The sequence below is a fragment of the Providencia rettgeri genome (genome assembly GCF_013702265.1).
In the GTDB taxonomy this organism is placed as follows: Bacteria; Pseudomonadota; Gammaproteobacteria; order Enterobacterales; family Enterobacteriaceae; genus Providencia; species Providencia zhijiangensis.
In genome coordinates, this window is record NZ_CP059348.1 from 3819419 (window position 1) to 3839372 (window position 19954).

The following is a 19954-nucleotide window of genomic DNA, read 5'->3' on the forward strand; positions in this document are numbered from 1 at the left end:
TCCTTTTAACGGCTTTCCCGTTGACCACTTTTTAAATATGAAGCGGCTTTAATACGAATAAGACCGGCACTTTCAAATAACCAGTACAGTAATTTAGCTAACACTAAACATAGTCCGAAGACTAAACAGAAAAAGACCACGCGCGAGACAAAGGAATCAACCCCTTCGCGAGCTAATACAATCATGTTGAAGATGGCACCGAAACAAAATGCCTGCATAATCGCGGCCTTGTAACGATTGGATTCTTTTAGACTTAAACCATAAATCCAGTCAAACCATTTAATGATCATACCCACCACGATCGCGCCCAGCGGGATAAACAGCACACCCCCCATGACCACCAGAGAGCCAATTAGCGTAGGAGAAATCGCTAACCCAGAATGGTTATTCAGCACTTCCCACGTAAAATAGTTAGCTGAGTTTAATACCGTATCAGGACGTTCAGGCCATACCCATGCAGGAATAAACACATAGAAATCACGGATAATCGGCGCTAAACCTTGAAATTCCATTTGGTCATAATAGCTGAGCAATAATCCTAAGTTTTCCCACGGCGAGAACGTATCACGGGTTAGATACAAGAAAGTGTAAAACGCTTCAGCACCGCTCACATCAAGACCGTAACGCTTGAGAGCTAACCAGAACATCCCAACAATACTTGCCACACCTGCCGCCGCCAGCATCCAAAGCGTGATCCAGCCTCTGACAATCCCGATAAATAGGAACAGGGCAAATGCCAAGATAATATTGGCACGGGTTCCGCCCACAATTACATAGGTTAAGAAACCGAATGAGACCGTGCTGATCAAGAAGAAAATCCAGCGTTTTTGCGTGGGTTTCAAGAAATAGACAATCAGCATTGCAGGGATAAAGAAGTAGAAAAAGCGCTTCAATGCCACGCCCGACACCTGACTGGAAAATATCTGGCTATAGGATTTCAACTTAAACAGCAAGAAGCCGTTATCCATGAAGAAAATACCTACAGTAACCACCGCCACGGCAATTAGTAGCAGACAGGTCAGATTGGTTTCCACCTTATTCATGCTAAATACGGCACGACGCTGGGTATCCACGCGCTTAGTTAAACGCGTTTTGTACGTCACATAGTAAATGGCATAGAAGCTGGTTGACGCCAGCATGGCATACATCAAGTAATCGGCAGGGACTATCGCGACATCAAACTGGAAAACCAATGCGCAAGTCAGTGGGAATCCGAAGTAAAACGTCAGTAAATACAATAAAGTAAAGAAAATATTAAAATTAAAGCGCACGCGTAAAAACTCTTTATACATCAGCGTGCCGATAAAGATAATGGAGATTAGGTAGATAAGCGCTAAGCCACCCAATTCAAGCAATGTCATGCTTTCGCCTCCGCGATGCTGAGGATCTGTTTCCAGGCATCAGTAAAGTTAGGCGCAAAGAATTCAATATGCTGTTTATTAAGCGAATTCATTTGGCGTTGTGCTTCATCCACTAATGGCAGAGTTAGCTCATCACCATAGAAAAAGACCGGGACATTCTGCGCCGTTAAATCTTGCCAGAAGGTATTTTGGCGGCTAATGACAAAAGGAATAGAGAACTGAATAAGTAAACAAACCGTTCCAACCCCTTGTTGGCGATTAAAAATAAAGTAGCCAAGGTCGCAGGTTTTCAGCAAATTCAGGTAATCATCGAACGCCATACGTTCTTTAAGGATATCCACCTGCCCTTGAGGGAATTCGCTCTGTGCTGCTTGCTCAACTTCTGCAATGTAGTTTTGGTTATTCGCTGGGTAGCCCATTGGGACTATCACTTTCACCTTGTCGCCAAATTGCTGTTTAATCGCGCTCAGCGCTTCCACATGACGATTGGAGCGGTCACCCGAGTTACCGAGCAGGATAGTTAGCTGCTCGCCCTCACGAGGCTGACGTTCGTTTAGCGTCAATGCCGGATCCATACGTGTCGGGAAATAGAGAACCGACGATGGCACATTAGGATTCGACTGTTGGAAATGGCACAAATCTCCCCGCGTTGCACAAACGTGCCCCACTTTCTTTTGTGCCAGACGACGAAGAATATAAAATAGTTTAAATTTCAGCGAGCTGGATTCTTCATAGAGATCAGCCCCCCAAATATGCCACCAAAATTGATGGGATTTTATCTTGCCAAAAAGCAGTGCTAACCAAATTGGCGCATTAAATTGCCCATGGAAGAAAAAGCGTGTCCGACGTTCCACTTTCGCGCGACGAATTACGCTATCTGCAATAGATTGTTTGCTGTCAAAAACTTCAATTTCAAGCATCGGATAGGCAGCAGCGAGCTGCGCATCCTGGCTCACCACCATAAAATGCGGCTTTTGTGACGGTGCCATCTCTTGGCAAATAACGTTATTAAAAAACGTTAAAACCGTCTGATTATGATGCGGGAGGTCAGATCCCAGTACATGTATTAAGGTTGTCATGCTCGCCTACGGTAGATCAAAAATACGCAACAACAGAGAGTAAAATATACGATATAGGTCGCCATATAGGCTTGTGTCGCTCCCACGGCGCCATGTTCAGGAATAAACCAATGGGCAAAGCCCGTTAACAGAACAAATTGGCTCACTTCCGTAAGAACATAAAAACGCAGCGCCGCTTTCGCGATGACCAGATAACCAAAGACGTAAGCACCCACTTTCAATACGTCGCCGACCAGCTGCCAAGCGAACAGGTCTCTCATCCCTGTAAACTCTTTTGAGAACAGCAGCCAAATCGCAAAATCACGCAGCAGCCAAACCGTAAAGCTCACGGCGGCAACAGCAGGTAATACAAACTTCAATGCCTTAACAATTTCGGCAGAGATTTCATTTTTATGCTGTAAACGAGATAACGTCGGCAGCAAATAGACCGAAAATGTTGCTGTGATGAATTGTAAATAGGCATCCGAAATCGTGGTGACGCCCGTCCATAATCCCACTTCATCCCAGCTATAGGTTTGTGCCAGTAAATTTCGCATCATAATATAGGCGACTGGCAGCGTAATCGCCGTCAACATCGCCATGATAGTGAATTTACCAAGACTAGTGGCAATGGCTTTATCCCACGCAGGTTTGAGGGATGACAACGCAAACTGTTTACGTCGAATAACCATACCTGCCGCAGGCAACACCACCAATGCAGGAACCAATGCTAACCCTGCAAGTGCGCCATCATAACCCCCCATTAGATAGCATAAATAATAGGCGACTACGCCGATTATGCTACCAAAAATGATGGCCGTCGCATTCCCCGCAGCGTCTCGGTAGCCTTTCAAAATCGCCAAGAAATAGTTCGCGTACGCGATACCCATTTGAATCAAGGCAACCATGCGGATCACGCCACTGTATTGCTCAGTATCAAATAGTGCGGCACTGATCGGGGCACTGCATAGCAAGAAAATAATCGCCAGTAACGTTGAAAATCCGAGGATTATCGTGGAAGACGTTCCCAGCACAGCCCGTAATTTCTGCGGATCTTGATGGTGTTCTGCCACATATTTTGTGACGCCATTGAAGATCCCAGCACCAGACAATACGCCTAGCACCGTAATTAATTGGCGGAAGTTCCCCGCCAGCCCCACACCACTTGGGCCAAATGAGACTGCAAATAATTTGACGATCAACAGGCCCACCCCGATTTTAATCAGGGTAGACCCAGCAGTCCAAACCGATGCTTTAGCGAGTGACATTAGGCAAAGAACGCTTTGATTCGCTCAATAACCACTTGTTGCTCGTCGTCTGTCATGTTGTAGAACATTGGCAGACGCACTAAACGGTCACTTTCAACCGAAGTGTATTTGTCTTCACCGTGGAAATAACCGAATTCCATTCCAGCAGGGCTGGTGTGCAGTGGTACATAGTGGAAAACAGTCAAAATGCCATGAGATTTCATATAGTCATTAAACTCTGTGCGCTCTTCCACATCTTTGAGTTTGATATAGAACATATGGGCATTATGTTTCAAATCTTCCGGCACGGTGGCTAACTCTAAACGACCTGCAGCTACCAGCGATTGTAACGCTTGATAATAGCGATCCCACAGCAGTAAACGGCGTTCGTTGATTTTGTCGGCTTCTTCTAACTGCGCCCATAAATAGGCTGCTTGTAAGTCAGATAACAGGTAGCTTGAGCCGATGTCGCGCCAGGTATATTTGTCCACTTGACCACGGAAGAATTGGCTGCGGTTTGTACCTTTTTCACGGATCACTTCTGCACGGTTAATCAACGCTTTATCATTGATTAAAGTCGCACCACCTTCACCACCTGAAGAGTAGTTTTTGGTTTCATGGAAGCTATAGCAGCCAATATGACCGATGGTACCCAGTGCTTTACCTTTGTAGGTAGACATCACGCCTTGCGCCGCGTCTTCAATCACAAATAAATTGTGTTTCTTCGCGATAGCCATGATGGTGTCCATTTCGCAAGCCACGCCAGCGTAGTGAACAGGAACAATTGCACGTGTGCGATCAGTGATTGCCGCTTCAATTTTGGTTTCATCGATATTCATCGTATCTGGACGAATATCCACGAACACAATTTTGGCACCTCGTAACACGAATGCGTTAGAGGTCGATACGAAGGTAAAGCTTGGCATGATGACTTCATCGCCCGGCTTAATATCAATCAGGATCGCTGCCATTTCTAATGAAGCGGTGCAAGACGGTGTTAACTGGACTTTCGGACAGTTAAAACGTTTCTCCATCCACTCTTCACAACGCTTAGTGAAACCACCATCCCCGCACAGTTTGCCACTAGCCATGGCCTGCTTCATATACTCAACTTCAGTACCTACAACGGGTGGTTTATTAAATGGAATCATGTTGTCCCCTGTATAACCAATATGCTGTGCTGGCGATTGCCGCACCGCTACGTGAATAAAGATTTAACGCCGCAACATTGCTCATTTGCGTGGCAACATTTAACTGTCTTTTTTGGTGTTGCACGCACCACTGATACGCTGCTGACATTAATTTCCGACCGATACCGCGTCCTGCTGCACTTGGCGTTGCCGCTAACAGCCCAATTCTAGCTGTATCTGCATCAAGGCTACGTAGGCTAACGAAACCTAAAATATCACCTGCATTATCTCTAAGGAGTAAACAGGTATGGTCAAAGGTGCCAAGAACGGCTTTTTCTATCCATAATGCATAAAACCGACCGCTGTCCCCTTCATGGTACCAAGGGGTTCTAAAGCGGCTGTTACTAAACACAGAGGCGGCGGTGTCGCGCAGAGAAACAATATCCCCTGTTTGTGCAACAACCACATTATCCGTCTCTGATAACGCTGTGTTTAGATAAGCATTTTCTGTGCCAATAGTTAACGCAAAATCAATTTCGCCTTCAACAAAACTGAACCCCATACTGGCTAGCTCATCGATTTTAGCTGTCTCGGATGCCGCAACTTTCGCTTGCACAATATCAAACTTATCCAATTGATAAGAAAGAATAATTTGTGCATCAGTCGCGGCGAAATCCAGTTTCGCCGTTGAACGTTTGAAAAAATCAGATTCCCAATCTAGGGGATCAATATTGGCGCGGACGGACACGAAGTAAGTCCTCTAAGTATTTGCCATAACCTGTTTTATTCAGGCGAGCGGCGGCTTCTTTAACTTGGTCGTCAGACAACCAACCATTACGCCATGCAATCTCTTCTAAACAAGCCACTTTAAAGCCCTGACGTTTCTCAACGGTCTGAACAAATGTTCCGGCTTCAATTAAGCTGTCATGAGTGCCTGTATCTAACCAAGCGAAGCCACGACCGAGCAGCTCAACGCTAAGCTCACCGCGCTCTAAATACATTTGATTGATGGAGGTAATTTCCAGTTCACCACGTTCGGAAGGTTTTACTTGCTTAGCAAAATCAACCACTTGGTTATCATAGAAATATAAACCCGTCACTGCCCAGTTTGATTTTGGTTTTTTTGGTTTTTCTTCGATAGACAACGCTTTGAAATTGTCATCAAACTCCACCACACCAAAACGCTCAGGATCCATCACTTGATAGCCGAATACCGTCGCGCCCTTTTGACGTGCGGCGACTGACATTAATTTAGGGCTGAATGAGTGACCGAAGAAAATATTGTCTCCGAGCACTAAGCAGCAAGAGTCCCCATTAATGAACTCTTCACCAATGATAAACGCTTGAGCCAGTCCATCTGGAGAAGGCTGTTCCGCGTAGCTCAATTCGATACCAAATTCATGACCATCGCCCAGTAAACGCTGGAACATCGGCAAATCATCTGGCGTTGAAATCACTAAGATTTCGCGGATCCCTGCCAGCATTAACACTGACAGCGGATAGTAGATCATTGGCTTGTCATAAATCGGCAGCAACTGTTTTGAGATGCCGCGAGTAATCGGGTGCAAACGCGTTCCCGAACCACCAGCCAGAATAATACCTTTCATATTGCCTCCTAGCTGCCTAAGCCTAGACGTTCACCGGCATAGGAGCCATCTTGCACACGACGCCACCAAGTTTCATTGTTTAAATACCACAGCACCGTTTTACGGATCCCGGATTCAAACGTCTCTTCTGGTGTCCAGCCTAATTCACGCTCAATTTTATCGGCGTCAATGGCGTAGCGCATATCGTGACCAGGACGGTCTTTCACATACGTGATTAAGTCGCGGTAATGAGCAACCCCTTGAGGTTTCTGCGGGTGCAGCTCTTCAAGTAATTCACAAATTGTTTCAACCACTTGAATATTACGGCGCTCGTTATGGCCACCAATATTGTAGGTTGAACCCGGCTGTGCTTGAGTCGCTACTAAATGCAGCGCTCGCGCATGGTCTTCCACAAACAGCCAATCACGAATTTGCTCACCTTTGCCGTACACTGGCAGCGGCTTACCGGAAATCGCATTCAAAATAATCAATGGGATCAGCTTCTCAGGGAAGTGATAAGGACCATAGTTATTTGAGCAGTTGGTGATCATGGTCGGTAAACCATACGTTCTCTGCCACGCACGCACTAAGTGGTCGCTAGACGCTTTTGAGGCTGAATATGGGCTGCTTGGTGCATACGGTGTAGTTTCCGTAAAGAAGCCATCTGGACCTTCCAAGTCGCCATACACTTCATCAGTTGAAATGTGATGGAAACGGAAAGCCGCTTTTTTACTATCTTCAAGTGCAGACCAGTAATGACGCGCCGCTTCTAACAAGGTGTAAGTACCCACGATGTTAGTTTCGATAAATGCCGCAGGGCCATCAATCGAACGGTCTACGTGGCTTTCTGCCGCTAAATGCATCACGACATCAGGTTTGTGTTCAGCAAACACTTTATCCAATGCTGCACGGTCACAAATGTTCACTTGTTCAAAAGCATAACGCTCGCTATTGGCGACTTCCGCTAATGACTCTAAATTGCCCGCGTAGGTTAAACAGTCAACCACAATCGCGTGGTCTTTTGTGTTTTCAATCACATGACGAACAACAGCTGAGCCGATAAAGCCGGCTCCACCTGTAATTAAAATACGTTTCAACGCCATACTCCTTTTGTATCCACAACCCATTTTTGTGGGATAGCAGAACCTTGGATACCTTTAAATAGGTTATGGTCGACTAACATCAGGATCACATCCGCTTCGCTCACAGCAGTTTCAATAGAAACCAGCTCCGCAATACCTTTCAGTGCCGTTGGTAATTCGTGAATATGTGGTTCAACCGCAAATGTTTTACCTGGGTTCCAGTTCGCAACCATCTTGGTGATGTGCATTGCTGGGCTTTCGCGCAGGTCATCGATGTTTGGTTTGAACGATAAACCGAAACATGCGATTTTGATTTCATTCGCTTTTTTGCCAGTTTCCACTAAGCAATCAGCCACCGCCGCTTTTACTTGATCAACAACCCAAATTGGCTTGCCATCGTTAACTAAACGCGCAGTGTGGATTAAACGAGATTGTTTTGGGCTTTGAGCCACGATAAACCACGGGTCGACCGCGATACAGTGACCACCAACGCCTGGGCCCGGCTGAAGAATGTTCACGCGAGGGTGACGGTTTGCAAGGCTAATCAGTTCCCAAACATTGATATCTTGGTCTGCACAAATCAGCGATAACTCGTTAGCAAATGCGATGTTAACGTCACGGAAGCTGTTTTCCGTTAACTTACACATTTCAGCCGTTCTTGAGTTAGTGATTACACACTCACCTTCTAAGAAGATGTTGTACAGTTCGCTAGCACGCAGTGAAGATTTCGGTGTCATCCCGCCAACAACACGGTCATTTTTGATCAGTTCAACCATCACTTGGCCCGGCAGTACGCGCTCAGGGCAGTATGCCACATCGATATCTGCTTCTTCACCAGCTTGGTGAGGGAAGGTCAAATCAGGGCGAGCGGCGGCTAACCACTGCGCCATTTGCTCAGTCGTACCCACTGGAGACGTAGATTCAAGGATCACTAAGTCGCCTTTTTTCAGGACCGGCGCGATAGACTCAGCTGCCGCTTTCACGTACACCAAATCAGGCTCGTGTTCACCTTTGAATGGTGTAGGAACAGCAATCAGGAATGCGTCTGCGGGTTGTGGCTTGGTGAAGGCTTTTAAGTGACCTTCTTCAACCGCTTTTTTCACCACAACATCCAGCTCAGGTTCCACAATATGGATTTTACCTTGATTGATAGTGTCAACAGCATGCTGGTTGACATCTACGCCGACAACCTGCTTCTTACGAGATGCGAAGGCTGCCGCTGTTGGTAAACCGATATAACCGAGGCCGATAACAGAAATAGTTTCAAAACTCATAATTTCACCTGATTGCTTTTTAATGCTGCAAGAATACGCTGACAAGCATGACCATCACCATACGGGTTATGTGCGCGGCTCATTTCGTGATATTCCGCTTCATCTGTCAGTAACCGATTAACTTCATTTACAATGGTTTGTGTATCTGTTCCCACTAAACGAACTGTCCCTGCATCAACCGCTTCAGGGCGTTCGGTGGTATCTCTCATAACTAAAACAGGTTTGCCTAAAGATGGCGCTTCTTCTTGAATACCACCGGAATCCGTTAAAATCAGATACGCATGGTTCATCAAATAGACGAACGGCAGATATTCTTGAGGACTAATTAAGATAATATTATCAATACCATGCAGAATTCGTTTTACTGGCTCGCTCACATTTGGGTTCAAGTGAACTGGGTAAACCACTTGAACATCAGGGTGCGCTTGAGCGATATCCGCTAATGCATGACAAATACGCTCGAAACCGCCACCAAAACTTTCACGGCGGTGGCCGGTCACAAGCAACATTTTTTTATTTGGATCGATAAATGGGTAATTTCCGGCTAATTCAGCCATCATATTTTGGTTACCCATTACCTTCTCTTTGACCCACAACAGCGCATCAATGACTGTATTGCCAGTCACAGAAATATGGCTATCGGGAATAGATTCATTGAGTAAGTTTTGGCGCGAGTTTTCTGTCGGCGCGAAATGGTATTGAGCAAGGTGTCCCGCAATTTTACGGTTACCTTCTTCTGGCCATGGCGAGTAGAGGTTTCCTGTGCGCAGTCCAGCTTCAACATGCCCAACTGGAATGCGATGGTAGAATGCCGCAAGACTGGTTGCCATTGTTGTGGCGGTATCGCCGTGCACAAGGACAACATCCGGTTGGAAATCCGCAAATACTGCCTTTAATCCTTCCAAAATACGGCAAGTAATATCGGTTAAATCCTGACCTGGCTTCATAATGTTGAGATCATAATCGGGCGTGATCTCAAATAAGTTCAGTACTTGATCTAGCATTTCACGGTGCTGAGCGGTGACACACACTTTCGCTTCAAAGTCTGCATCATCAGCAAGAGCATGAACCAATGGAGCCATTTTAATGGCTTCAGGCCGTGTGCCGAATACAGTCAATACTTTCACAGTGACTCTCTTATATTTTCTTCGCAGTTTACTGCTTTCTTTAGTTTTAATGATGCTATTTCGCCACCGACCTTGCCGCCGGTGGCGAATATGACATTACGATGGGCGACGGCGAGACAGTACCACTCCGGCACCTACTAACATACCAATTGCACCCCACAGAACAGCAATAAATGCTCTGCGCGGACTATCGCGTTTGATTGGATCTTCAGGCGTTCGCAGATAACGATACGCATGGAAATTATCTTGAAGAACAGGTTCAACATTCAGCGTCGATAACATCGCCACATTCTGATCATAATCTGTATCAAAATCTGGACCTGTTGCTTTTAACGTCTCAATTTGAGCTTGCAGTAATGGAACACCTAACATGAACATTTTTGAGTCAGGAATTTCATCCACTGGCGCAGTCGTTTGATTACGTGAAATACCTTGCTTTTCAGCCACTTTAAGAGCTTGTTCAAGGCTATTTAGACGACGGTCATACGCTGCCGTTGCTACCATCGCTTCACGTTTAACTAACGCTTTCATTGATTGGGTTTTGGTTGCCCACGTCCCTTTCAATTCATCATTCAAATTTGTCGTTGCACGCTGATTAGCAAACTCAATATATTCACGTAACAGTTGATTGCTGTCTGTTGCTGTTTCAGCTACTAACTTCACGCTATCTGTTGGGTTTTTGAGTGCATCAGCTGGCGTATATTCGATATTGTTGATCAGCTCGTCCAACAATGCCGCATCCGCTTTCGGGTCATTTTCCAAGCGTTGCTTATAATACTCAGTACCTAACCAAAATTGGCGGCGAGTATCGTAAGAACCTAATTGTTTGGTAAATTCTTCATAAGCTTCTTTGGCAATCGTTGGTAGTTGCCCTTCTTGCCCCACCGCATTAATACGAGAATCAAGGTTGCGCAGAAATTGTTGCTGAGAATAATAACTTCCCAGATTGTTCACAGTCGGTAAATCCGTGATAGCCGTTGTGCTCCACTTCGGCTGCATAAAATAGGATGCTCCCAGTGCAATCGCAGCAAAAATCACTGCACATGCGACGATCCAAATTTTACCCTGCCATAGTGAACGGCATAAATCACGAATATCTAACTCCGCTTCAAGCGAGGTTTGATGTTGATTAGGTTGCGTTTCTGAGTTATTCACTGCACAGAACCTCTATAGTTCGTTTGTCGTTACCGGACCGCACTCTTACGCGCACGACGTCTAATTCGCTTGATAAAACGGGCGACTTTCCATGCTCGCTTGATGCAGTAACCATACATCATAAATACAAGCAAAAATAATGCCAACATTACCCATTCAGGAACGAATGAAAGGCGCTCGCCAATAATACCAATACACGCAAGAATTGCCGCAGCCAATGTGATGATTACAAATGCCCCTTTCGGGGTAAAACCTGAGCGCATAATCAAGTGATGAATATGCTGACGATCCGGTGAGAATGGACTCATACCTTTACGAATACGGCGGTACATAATTGCCACCATATCCATAAGCGGAATAGCAATAATCCATAATGCAGTCACAGGGTTTATTGGATGGACATCTTCTTGTGTTGAAGCAACAAGGATCCAAATAATGGTAAAGCCAATCAACGTACTTCCCGCATCACCCATGAACACTTTAAAGCGACGCCCTAAAACGCCCATATTCATGAGGATATAAGGAAGAATAGCTGCTATAAATGCAAAACACCAAAACGCTAACGCATAGTTACCATTTTGATACAGTAAGAAACCAAGGGCTCCAAAGGAAACCGAGGACAATCCGCCTAATAAACCATCGATGCCATCAACCATGTTGAAGGCATTGATTGCAGCCCAAACGGCAAATAAGGTGACGATATAACCAAATGGCCCAAGTACCAGTTCCCAAGGACCAAATGCATGGCCTAGAGACTCTAACGACAACCCACCAGCTGTCATCATGACGACAGCGACGATAGCTTGAACCCCAGCGCGTAATTTCACGCTGATATCAAACCTATCATCCAGAGCACCAACGAACACTAAGAGCCCCGCACAAGCAATATATAGCCACTTATGGGGAATGTATTCTTCCGTGATCATAAACGCGAAGCAAACGCCAAAGAAAACAGAGATCCCTCCAACGAGAGGAACCAATCCTACGTGTTTCTTCCTGAAATTCGGTTTATCAACCAAGCCAATTTTTTTCGCCACAATACGCGCGACAAAAATAAAAGCTAAGGTAAACAAAAAGACATAGAAGAGATTACTTACAAAGTGTGTGCTATCCACTGTTCTACTCTCTTATATTTCTATCCAACTTTTAAACACTAAAACTTTTGGTTGCTGTGATAAATTACTGCCGCCACATAGTATTCGAACAAAAAATGGTACTCTAAAACAGATTTCCTGCGTTTTGATATGCACAAAACATGCCGGAAATACCAATACGCCGATATAGTTTTGCGTTACAAACTCACCTTAAAGATTTTATCCCTTAACATTGCAAGATGCATGCCATAAAAACAATCTCCAACATATTAACCGACCATCACTATCACTTTTCATATGAATGAGTAAATATCAGTCATTGGATAAATCTAAGTATAAAAATTAATGTAAAAAATACCATCTTATAGAGAATAAGCTAGCATCCGTTGATTATTTCATTTTACTCATCAAGAAAGTAATTCATGCTTATGTTGATAAATAATAAAGACTATTATTTTGTGAATGTTCACTGTTCACTGATAAAAAAATAGGCGCCCTAATTAGAGCGCCTATTTCTATACTCATAATCCTAACGAAACTATGCTCTTTTCATAAAATCAAAGAACTCTTCGTTAGTCTTAGTCATTGCTAATTTGCTGATGAGGAATTCCATTGCATCGATTTCGCCCATTGGGTGAATAATCTTACGCAGGATCCACATTTTTTGCAGCTCATCTTGGGAGGTGAGCAGCTCTTCTTTACGTGTACCAGAGCGGTTGTAATCAATCGCAGGGAAAACACGTTTTTCAGCAATTTTACGGGACAGGTGTAATTCCATGTTACCTGTTCCTTTAAATTCTTCGTAAATCACTTCATCCATTTTCGAACCGGTATCAACTAACGCGGTCGCTATGATAGTCAAGCTACCACCTTCTTCAACGTTACGAGCAGCACCGAAGAAACGTTTTGGACGATGTAATGCGTTTGCGTCCACACCACCGGTCAATACTTTACCTGATGAAGGAACGACGGTGTTGTATGCACGAGCAAGACGAGTAATAGAATCCAGTAAAATGATAACGTCTTTTTTATGCTCAACCAGACGTTTCGCTTTCTCGATAACCATTTCAGCAACTTGGACGTGACGCGCAGCTGGCTCATCAAACGTTGAAGCGATAACTTCACCTTTCACTAAGCGTTGCATCTCAGTAACTTCTTCTGGACGCTCATCGATCAGCAGAACCATCAATACGCAGTCAGGGTAGTTATGGGCAATGTTAGCCGCAATATTTTGCAGTAACATGGTTTTACCCGCTTTCGGTGGTGCAACGATCAAACCACGCTGTCCACGACCGATAGGTGCGGCTAAATCCAATACGCGCGCCGTTAAATCTTCAGTAGAACCGTTACCACGCTCCATGCGCAGACGATTATTGGCATGTAATGGGGTTAAGTTTTCAAAAAGGATTTTGCTGCGGGCATTTTCAGGTTTGTCAAAGTTAACTTCGTTAACTTTCAAGAGTGCAAAATAGCGTTCACCTTCTTTCGGGGGACGAATTTTTCCTGAAATGGTGTCGCCGGTGCGTAGGTTAAAGCGGCGAATTTGGCTAGGGGAAACATAGATATCATCAGGGCCTGCGAGGTAAGAACTGTCTGCTGAACGGAGGAAACCAAATCCATCCTGCAATATTTCCAGTACGCCATCGCCGAAAATATCTTCTCCACTTTTAGCATGCTGCTTCAAAATTGAGAAAATAATATCCTGCTTTCTCATACGGGCTAAGTTCTCTAGCCCCATGTTTTCGCCTAACGTAATCAGTTCTGATACAGGCGTATTTTTTAATTCGGTAAGATTCATAATGGTGGGTTCTTTAACTCGGGGTATTTCTCGAACTATGAACGTAAATTGGAGGCAACTTTTATAGTGAACCTATTTAGTATAGTGAACCTATGAAGCGCCAGTTTAACTTTATAGTGCCCTGTTGATAGATATGGACTTATAACCAACAACAATGCATTAAAATTTGTGCTAGCTACAACTAATATTGCTGTGAAGGTGTTGTGACTAACGAAAGCGTTGTAATCATCAAGATGACATGCCGCATATTATTAGAAACGTAATCAATATTAGCAATAGTTTTTTATACATTTTAGGACAACATCTTATCCCTAATACAGCCCATTTATTTACTCAAGACTCAAGTCACAGTGATACAACCATGAATTATCAACTTTAGATTAATAGTCAGTAACTAAAATTGGCATTGAACAGAACTGCAAGCTAGACGTTTCAGAAAAGAGCAAAGGAAAACAAGGTAATTCTTATGGGTACTCTATGAGGAATGCGGATAACTTATCATGCTTAAATGGGGACGTCTAGCGACTCTCTATATAAAATAAATGCGCCGCTAAACGTTTTGGCTTATATAAAGCTATAACTTACAGATTTTCGTCTAGAAATTCTTTCAGTTGAGTTTTAGATAAAGCACCAACTTTAGTTGCAGCTACACTGCCGTTTTTGAATAATAACAGTGTAGGGATACCGCGAATACCAAATTTTGGGGCAGTCGCTGGATTATCATCAATATTCAGTTTTGCGATAGTCACTTTGCCTGTATATTCTTCAGCAACTTCATCAAGGATTGGCGCGATCATTTTACAAGGTCCACACCATGCAGCCCAGAAGTCGACTAAAACAGGTGAACTTGCATTTAGAACGTCTGACTCAAAACTTGCATCAGTAATATGTTTAATTTTGTCGCTCATGTTGTACTCCAAAGGATCATTTTTACAGACATAGTGTAACATTAATTGGCAGCAGTATGCTTTATTTCAAAAGATACGCTTTCGTAAACCAACCGATAACTGATATTCTAACATACTATGAGTAAAGCACACTTGACAGAAAAGAAGTTTTCCGACTTCGCATTGCACCCAAAAGTCATTGAAGCACTTAATAAAAAAGGCTTCAACTTTTGCACGCCTATTCAGGCGTCTACCCTGCCTTATACTGTCGAAGGCAAAGATGTTGCGGGGCAAGCACAAACAGGTACAGGTAAAACGTTAGCATTCCTAACGTCTACATTTCATTTTCTCTTAACTCACCCGGCAATCGAGGGGAAAAAAACCAATCAGCCACGTGCGCTGATCATGGCTCCTACTCGTGAATTAGCCGTACAGATTTACTCAGATGCTAAAGAGCTGGCTGAGTACACTGGTTTGAAAATGGGTCTAGCCTATGGTGGTGATGGCTATGACGAGCAGTTACGCGTATTACAAAACGGCGTTGATATCCTTATTGGAACAACCGGTCGTCTTATTGATTATGCAAAACAAGGTCACGTTGATTTAGCGGCTATCCAAGTTGTTGTTTTGGATGAAGCTGACCGTATGTACGACCTCGGTTTTATTAAAGATATTCGTTGGTTATTCCGCCGTATGCCTGGCGCAGCAGACCGACTCAACTTACTATTCTCCGCAACACTCTCTTACCGCGTTAGAGAATTAGCGTTTGAACAAATGAACAGCCCGGAATATGTGGAAGTTGAACCACTACAAAAAACCGGTCACCGTATTAAAGAAGAGCTATTTTATCCATCCAACGAAGAAAAAATGCGCCTACTGCAAACGCTACTCGAAGAAGAGTGGCCAGAGCGCTGCATTATTTTCGCCAATACGAAGCATCGTTGTGATGATATCTGGGCTCACCTTGCTGCCGATGGCCACCGTGTCGGGTTATTAACTGGCGATGTCGCACAGAAAAAACGTCTGCGCATTTTAGAACAGTTCACCCAAGGTCAAATTGATATCTTGGTTGCGACTGACGTTGCTGCTCGTGGATTACATATTCCATCAGTAACTCATGTATTTAACTATGATTTACCTGACGATTGCGAAGACTATGTGCACCGTATTGGACGTACAGGTCGTGCAGGTGAAAGCGGAAATTCTATCAGCTTAGCATGTGAAGAATACGCACTAAACTTACCTGCAATCGAAGAGTATATTCAGCACTCCATCCCTGTCAGTAAATATAACAGTGATGCACTGCTGAGCGACCTGCCGGCACCAAAACGCCGTCACCGTCCGCGCCCTAGTGGTCCACGCCGCAATTCTAATGCGCCGCGTCGCCATAATGGCCCACGTAATAACCATAAACGTGCAGGCTGAGTAAATACCCTATGCTGAAATCTTCTTCTCTGTATGCCGCTATCGATTTGGGTTCCAACAGCTTTCATATGCTGGTTGTTCGCGAAACTGCAGGTAGCATTCAGATTATTTCTCGGGTTAAACGGAAAGTTCGTCTGGCAGCGGGTTTAGATAAAGATAATATTTTATCTGCGCAAGCCATGGAACGAGGCTGGCAATGCCTGCGTCTCTTCTCAGAACATCTGCAAGATATTCCTAACTCGCAAATTCGAGTTGTGGCAACCGCGACATTACGCCTTGCCAAAAATGCCGATGCCTTTATTGAGAAAGCCAGCCAAATCCTCGGAAATCCCGTAAAAATAATCCAAGGAGAAGAAGAAGCTCGCTTGATTTATCAAGGCGTCGCCCATACAACTGGCGGGCCAGAGCAACGCTTAGTGGTCGATATCGGGGGCGGCAGCACCGAACTTGTCACCGGTACAGGCGCTAAAGCTCAGCTACTTTATAGCCTAGAAATGGGCTGTGTGACTTGGCTTGAACGCTACTTTAGCGACAGAACGCTAACAGAAGAAAACTTCGCTCAAGCCGAAGCGGCAGCTCAACACGTCATTGCGCCTATCGCAGATGCCCTTAAAAACCATGGGTGGAAAATTTGTGTCGGTGCATCGGGTACTGTACAAGCGATTCAGGAAATCATGATTGCTCAAGGGATGGATGAACTCATCACTCTGAGTAAATTACAGCAACTGAAACATAAAGCTATCCAGTGCCATAAATTAGAAGAGCTTGAAATCGAGGGCCTCACGTTTGAACGTGCCCTCGTTTTCCCAAGTGGCTTATCGATCCTGATCGCAATTTTCAAAGCTCTGAATATCGAAAATATGACATTAGCCGGCGGCGCTCTTCGCGAAGGCTTAGTGTATGGCATGCTTGAACTGCCTATTGAGCAAGATATTCGCGCACGCACGCTACGCAATATTCAGCGTCGCTTCCTTGTGGATATTGAACAGGCTAGCCGCGTGCGCCAGCTTGCTGAACATTTCTACCTGCAAGTTGCCAAAGAGTGGGAATTAGATAGCCGTTGCCGTGATTTATTATCCAGCGCTTGTGCATTACATGAGATTGGGCTGAGTGTTGATTTTCGCAAAGGCCCAGAGCACGCAAGTTATTTAATCACTCACCTTGATTTACCAGGCTTCACGCCAGCGCAAAAACGCTTTCTCGCGGTTCTTCTCAAGAACCAGCAAGGTCAAATCGACCTCGCTTCGCTGAGCCAACAAAATGCATTACCTATTCAGCAAACTTACGCATTATGTCGTTTATTGCGCCTAGCCATTATTTTTGCCAGCCGTAGACGTGACGATACATTACCAGCATTGCGCCTTAACGCTAATGGGCAAGATTTAACCATCGCACTGCCATACCGCTGGCTTGAGGAACACCCTTTACGAGCTGAAAATTTACAGCAAGAAGTTCAGTGGCAAGGGTATGTGAATTGGCAACTGGCCTTAGAAGAGCGTAATAGCTCCAATTGATATCGCTCTAAATTGATCATGATAGGTTCCCACCTCGTCGTGGGAACTCTCTCTTAAACTCTTTTGCTACTGATCAGTTTTCTTATTTAACCCCAAGCGTGCCTTGATATCCGCTAAAGCGGACTGCCCTTTTTGCATTCGCTCTTCAGCGGTAACCACTTTTCGTTGTTGTTCCCACACCAAATCATCTTGCGGTAATTCCATCAAAAAGCGGCTCAGTTCAGGGCGGATCAGTTCGCCGTATTGGCGACGCTCACGGCTATGAGTAAAGAATAACTCTCGCTGCGCTCGCGTAATTCCCACGTAAGCCAGTCGACGCTCTTCATCAATATTATTTTCATCAATACTACTTTGATGAGGCAATAATCCCTCTTCCATTCCAACTAAGAAAACATAAGGAAATTCAAGACCTTTAGATGCGTGCAATGTCATCAACTGAACCTGATCTGAATCTTCATCATCTTCCCCACGTTCCATCATATCGCGCAGCGTAAAGCGAGTGACAACCTGATTGAGCGTCATTGGATCATTTAGCTCATCCCCTTCAATCATTTCGCTCATCCATGTAAACAATTGATTGACGTTTTTCATTCGCATTTCGGCGGCTTTGGCACTGGCCGAGGTTTCATACAACCAACTCTCGTAGTCCATTTCCCGTAAAAGATCCCGTACCGCTATCAATGGTTCACGCTCCGAAATCCGGACTATCCCTTCCATCCAATGAGTGAAACGCTGCAACGCTTCCAAGCCTTTCCCTGTTAAAGTCTGTTCCAGACCTAAATCAAAGCTGGCGTGATATAAGCTTTTGCCTCGCTGATTCGCCCATTCTCCCAATTTTTGGATAGTTTTAGGGCCAATTTCTCGGCGCGGCGTATTCACAATACGTAAAAAAGCACTGTCATCTTCAGGGTTAGTCAGCACCCGCAAATAAGCTAAAAGATCTTTAATTTCAGGACGTGAGAAAAAGGATGTCCCTCCCGAAATTCGGTAAGGAATACGGTTTTGCATCAGCATTTTTTCAAAAATACGTGACTGATGATTGCCACGATACAAAATCGCATAGTCTTTATATTGGGTTTTATTAATAAAGTGGTGAGCAATTAATTCACCAATCACACGTTCCGCTTCATGGTCTTCATTATTTGCTGTCAGCACCTTTAATGGCGCCCCATAACCCAACTCAGAAAATAATTTTTTCTCGAAGACATGGGGGTTATTGGCAATCAAAATGTTGGCCGCTTTCAAAATACGGCCTGATGAGCGGTAATTTTGCTCCAGCTTAATCACATTCAGTTTTGGAAAATCTTGGCTGAGTAACACTAAGTTTTGAGGCCTCGCACCACGCCAAGAATAAATAGACTGGTCATCATCACCAACGACGGTAAAGCGGGCACGGCTGCCCACGAGTAATTTCACTAGCTGATACTGACTGGTGTTCGTATCTTGGTATTCATCCACCAGCAAATAACGAATTTTTTGCTGCCAACGCTCACGGACTTCTTCATTATGATAAAGCAGCAATGTTGGTTTGCTGATTAAGTCATCAAAATCCAAGACATTACAACTTTTTAAATGCAGCTCATAGCGGCGATAGCACTCAGCAAAATGGTGCTCTTTTTCCGTTCTCGCTTGCCCAACCACTTGCTGCGGAGAGATCAGATCGTTTTTCCAATTTGAGATCGCCGAGATCAGCTGTTGAAGAAGATCTTTATCTTCCTCAAGCAGATCAAATGTGAGTTCTTTGAGTAACGCCATTTGGTCTTGGTCATCAAACAAAGAAAAATTAGCTTTGATCCCTAACGCTTTATATTCGCGTTTGATAATTTCCAGTCCCAAAGTATGGAATGTGGAAATGATTAGCCCTCGGGCTTCTTTTTTACCTAATGTTTGTCCCACACGCTCTTTCATTTCGCGCGCGGCTTTATTGGTAAATGTCACCGCCGCAATTTGCCGAGGCTGATAACCACAATGGCGGATCAGATGCGCAATTTTATTGGTAATAACCCGTGTTTTACCTGAGCCTGCCCCTGCCAAAACAAGGCACGGACCATCTACATATTCAACTGCCTGTTGCTGGCTAGGATTTAATCGCATGGTTTCTCTGCATCACTTAGTTATTCAAAAAGGAATTCGCTACAGATTGTAGCAGAAACCCACCCAACTCTTGAGCAACGATCCTGCCTATTTATAAAAAACAAAAAACCACATCATTCAGC

General features: G+C 44.5%; 16 protein-coding genes. 2 read left to right on the forward strand and 14 right to left on the reverse strand.

Annotated features, from left to right (window positions below):
* Positions 1–5 precede the first annotated feature (5 nt).
* The 13 genes from wzyE to trxA all read right to left on the reverse strand — a co-directional run bounded on the left by wzyE (position 6) and on the right by trxA (position 14820).
* A complete protein-coding gene (wzyE, locus tag H0913_RS17575; RefSeq protein WP_154603085.1) occupies positions 6–1361 on the reverse strand; it encodes an ECA oligosaccharide polymerase in 1356 nt (451 codons plus the stop codon).
* Positions 1358–2440: a TDP-N-acetylfucosamine:lipid II N-acetylfucosaminyltransferase gene (locus H0913_RS17580; protein ID WP_181477690.1), complete on the reverse strand. Its 1083-nt coding sequence runs from the start codon at positions 2438–2440 to the stop codon at positions 1358–1360. Before H0913_RS17580 ends, wzyE begins: the two co-directional genes overlap by 4 nt.
* Complete coding sequence (gene wzxE / locus H0913_RS17585) at positions 2437–3687, reverse strand: lipid III flippase WzxE (protein WP_181477691.1); 1251 nt, start codon at positions 3685–3687, stop codon at positions 2437–2439. Before wzxE ends, H0913_RS17580 begins: the two co-directional genes overlap by 4 nt.
* Complete coding sequence (rffA, locus tag H0913_RS17590) at positions 3687–4817, reverse strand: dTDP-4-amino-4,6-dideoxygalactose transaminase (protein ID WP_181477692.1); 1131 nt, start codon at positions 4815–4817, stop codon at positions 3687–3689. Before rffA ends, wzxE begins: the two co-directional genes overlap by 1 nt.
* The gene (gene rffC, locus H0913_RS17595; RefSeq protein ID WP_181477693.1) at positions 4804–5544 is read right to left on the reverse strand and encodes a dTDP-4-amino-4,6-dideoxy-D-galactose acyltransferase; all 741 of its coding nucleotides are present in this window, start codon (positions 5542–5544) and stop codon (positions 4804–4806) included. Before rffC ends, rffA begins: the two co-directional genes overlap by 14 nt.
* The gene (rfbA, locus tag H0913_RS17600; protein WP_154603089.1) at positions 5522–6403 is read right to left on the reverse strand and encodes a glucose-1-phosphate thymidylyltransferase RfbA; all 882 of its coding nucleotides are present in this window, start codon (positions 6401–6403) and stop codon (positions 5522–5524) included. The genes rffC and rfbA overlap by 23 nt, the downstream gene beginning before the upstream one ends.
* 8 nt (positions 6404–6411) lie before the next feature.
* Positions 6412–7485 carry a dTDP-glucose 4,6-dehydratase gene (gene rffG / locus H0913_RS17605; RefSeq protein ID WP_181477694.1) on the reverse strand — a complete coding sequence of 358 codons (1074 nt, stop codon included), beginning with the start codon at positions 7483–7485 and terminating at the stop codon, positions 6412–6414.
* Complete coding sequence (wecC, locus tag H0913_RS17610; RefSeq protein WP_036948818.1) at positions 7476–8738, reverse strand: UDP-N-acetyl-D-mannosamine dehydrogenase; 1263 nt, start codon at positions 8736–8738, stop codon at positions 7476–7478. Before wecC ends, rffG begins: the two co-directional genes overlap by 10 nt.
* Positions 8735–9865: a non-hydrolyzing UDP-N-acetylglucosamine 2-epimerase gene (gene wecB / locus H0913_RS17615; RefSeq protein ID WP_006658208.1), complete on the reverse strand. Its 1131-nt coding sequence runs from the start codon at positions 9863–9865 to the stop codon at positions 8735–8737. The genes wecC and wecB overlap by 4 nt, the downstream gene beginning before the upstream one ends.
* Positions 9866–9961: 96 nt before the next feature.
* Positions 9962–11020, reverse strand: a complete 1059-nt coding sequence (gene wzzE, locus H0913_RS17620) for an ECA polysaccharide chain length modulation protein (protein ID WP_181477695.1) — start codon at positions 11018–11020, stop codon at positions 9962–9964.
* A 29-nt stretch (positions 11021–11049) separates the two neighbouring features.
* Positions 11050–12135, reverse strand: coding sequence for a UDP-N-acetylglucosamine--undecaprenyl-phosphate N-acetylglucosaminephosphotransferase (gene wecA, locus H0913_RS17625; RefSeq protein WP_181477696.1), 1086 nt, complete (start codon positions 12133–12135; stop codon positions 11050–11052).
* Positions 12136–12652: 517 nt separating this feature from the next.
* On the reverse strand, positions 12653–13912 hold the full coding sequence (gene rho, locus H0913_RS17630; protein WP_004915469.1) for a transcription termination factor Rho: 1260 nt from the start codon (positions 13910–13912) through the stop codon (positions 12653–12655).
* Positions 13913–14493: 581 nt separating this feature from the next.
* Positions 14494–14820: a thioredoxin TrxA gene (gene trxA / locus H0913_RS17635; RefSeq protein WP_036948804.1), complete on the reverse strand. Its 327-nt coding sequence runs from the start codon at positions 14818–14820 to the stop codon at positions 14494–14496.
* Positions 14821–14937: 117 nt separating this feature from the next.
* Between trxA and rhlB the strand changes: the two genes are divergently transcribed.
* A complete protein-coding gene (gene rhlB, locus H0913_RS17640) occupies positions 14938–16224 on the forward strand; it encodes an ATP-dependent RNA helicase RhlB (protein WP_154603091.1) in 1287 nt (428 codons plus the stop codon).
* An 11-nt stretch (positions 16225–16235) separates the two neighbouring features.
* Positions 16236–17738, forward strand: coding sequence for a guanosine-5'-triphosphate,3'-diphosphate diphosphatase (gene gppA, locus H0913_RS17645; protein WP_181477697.1), 1503 nt, complete (start codon positions 16236–16238; stop codon positions 17736–17738).
* A 66-nt stretch (positions 17739–17804) separates the two neighbouring features.
* On the opposite strand, the gene rep is transcribed toward gppA, so the two are convergent.
* Positions 17805–19832, reverse strand: a complete 2028-nt coding sequence (gene rep / locus H0913_RS17650; RefSeq protein WP_154603093.1) for a DNA helicase Rep — start codon at positions 19830–19832, stop codon at positions 17805–17807.
* Positions 19833–19954: the final 122 nt, after the last annotated feature.

Excerpts from the sequence above, each read along its gene's own strand:
- wzyE (WP_154603085.1), bottom strand. The coding sequence starts at position 1,361 with ATGACATTGCTTGAATTGGGTGGCTTAGCGCTTATCTACCTAATCTCC.
- H0913_RS17580 (WP_181477690.1), bottom strand. The coding sequence starts at position 2,440 with ATGACAACCTTAATACATGTACTGGGATCTGACCTCCCGCATCATAAT.
- wzxE (WP_181477691.1), bottom strand. The coding sequence starts at position 3,687 with ATGTCACTCGCTAAAGCATCGGTTTGGACTGCTGGGTCTACCCTGATT.
- rffA (WP_181477692.1), bottom strand. The coding sequence starts at position 4,817 with ATGATTCCATTTAATAAACCACCCGTTGTAGGTACTGAAGTTGAGTAT.
- rfbA (WP_154603089.1), bottom strand. The coding sequence starts at position 6,403 with ATGAAAGGTATTATTCTGGCTGGTGGTTCGGGAACGCGTTTGCACCCG.
- rffG (WP_181477694.1), bottom strand. The coding sequence starts at position 7,485 with ATGGCGTTGAAACGTATTTTAATTACAGGTGGAGCCGGCTTTATCGGC.
- wecC (WP_036948818.1), bottom strand. The coding sequence starts at position 8,738 with ATGAGTTTTGAAACTATTTCTGTTATCGGCCTCGGTTATATCGGTTTA.
- rho (WP_004915469.1), bottom strand. The coding sequence starts at position 13,912 with ATGAATCTTACCGAATTAAAAAATACGCCTGTATCAGAACTGATTACG.
- trxA (WP_036948804.1), bottom strand. The coding sequence starts at position 14,820 with ATGAGCGACAAAATTAAACATATTACTGATGCAAGTTTTGAGTCAGAC.
- rhlB (WP_154603091.1), top strand. The coding sequence starts at position 14,938 with ATGAGTAAAGCACACTTGACAGAAAAGAAGTTTTCCGACTTCGCATTG.
- gppA (WP_181477697.1), top strand. The coding sequence starts at position 16,236 with ATGCTGAAATCTTCTTCTCTGTATGCCGCTATCGATTTGGGTTCCAAC.
- rep (WP_154603093.1), bottom strand. The coding sequence starts at position 19,832 with ATGCGATTAAATCCTAGCCAGCAACAGGCAGTTGAATATGTAGATGGT.